Genomic DNA, 1,589 nt, shown 5'->3' with positions numbered 1-1,589 from the left:
TCAATCCCTCAAACCTAAACAAGGACGATTGAGTTTATGATGAATATCTTGTGAGAGAATATTCATTTGTACTCTAGAAAGGAGGTGATCCAACCGCAGGTTCTCCTACGGTTACCTTGTTACGACTTCACCCCAGTCGCTGATTCCACTGTGGACGGTAGCTAGTTTAGCATTCCGGCTTCGAGTGAAATCAACTCCCATGGTGTGACGGGCGGTGAGTACAAGACCCGGGAACGTATTCACCGTAGCATGGCTGATCTACGATTACTAGCGATTCCGGCTTCATGCTCTCGAGTTGCAGAGAACAATCCGAACTGGGACATATTTTATAGATTTGCTCCATCTCGCGATATTGCGTCTCATTGTATATGCCATTGTAGCACGTGTGTCGCCCTAGGCATAAGGGCCATGATGACTTGACGTCGTCCACACCTTCCTCCTCCTTACGAAGGCAGTCTATTTAGAGTGCTCGGCCGAACCGTTAGCAACTAAATACGTGGGTTGCGCTCGTTGCGGGACTTAACCCAACATCTCACGACACGAGCTGACGACAGCCGTGCAGCACCTGTCTCAACATTCTAGCAAGCTAGCACTCTCTTATCTCTAAGAGATTTGTTGGATATCAAGCCTAGGTAAGGTTCTTCGCGTATCTTCGAATTAAACCACATGCTCCACCGCTTGTGCGGGTCCCCGTCTATTCCTTTGAGTTTTAATCTTGCGACCGTACTCCCCAGGCGGTATACTTAATCCGTTAGGTGGATTACTGCCATGACTAGCATAGCAACAACCAGTATACATCGTTTAGGGCGTGGACTACCAGGGTATCTAATCCTGTTTGCTCCCCACGCTTTCACGCATTAGCGTCAGTTAAGTTCCAGTAGATCGCCTTCGCAATGGGTATTCTTCTTGATCTCTACGGATTTTACCCCTACACCAAGAATTCCATCTACCTCTCCCTTACTCTAGATTACCAGTTTCCCAAGCAGTTTAACGGTTAAGCCGTTAGATTTCACAAGAGACTTGATAATCCGCCTACGCGTCCTTTACGCCCAGTGATTCCGAGTAACGCTTGCACCCTCCGTATTACCGCGGCTGCTGGCACGGAGTTAGCCGGTGCTTATTCGTTAGGTACCGTCAGTGTTCTTCCCTAACAAAAGGAGTTTACGCTCCGAAAAGTGTCATCCTCCACGCGGCGTTGCTGCTTCAGGGTTTCCCCCATTGAGCAATATTCCCTACTGCTGCCTCCCGTAGGAGTCTGGACCGTGTCTCAGTTCCAGTGTGACTGATCATCCTCTCAGACCAGTTATGCGTCATAGCCTTGGTAAGCCATTACCTTACCAACTAGCTGATACAATATAGTCTCATCCTACACCGAAAAACTTTCCCGACTTAACTTGTGTTAAGAAGGAGTATGGAGTATTAGCAGTCATTTCTAACTGTTGTCCTCCAGTGTAGGGCAGATTAACTATACATTACTCACCCGTGCGCCACTAACTCATAAGAGCAAGCTCTTACTTGTCCGTTCGACTTGCATGTATTAGGCACGCCGCCAGCGTTCACTCTGAGCCAGGATCAAACTCTCCATAAAA

At 48.0% G+C, this 1,589-nt stretch carries 1 rRNA gene; it reads right to left on the bottom strand.

Annotated features, from left to right (window positions below):
• Positions 1 to 77: 77 nt before the first annotated feature.
• Positions 78 to 1,588, bottom strand: a 16S ribosomal RNA gene (locus OFO10_RS08245).
• Between the last annotated feature and the right edge of the window lies 1 nt (position 1,589).

The sequence above is a fragment of the Campylobacter sp. VBCF_06 NA8 genome, from assembly GCF_027737825.1.
Classification (GTDB): Bacteria; Campylobacterota; Campylobacteria; order Campylobacterales; family Campylobacteraceae; genus Campylobacter_B.
Note: the sequence above shows the minus strand (reverse complement) of the source record. Positions and strands in the feature narration are given on the sequence as shown.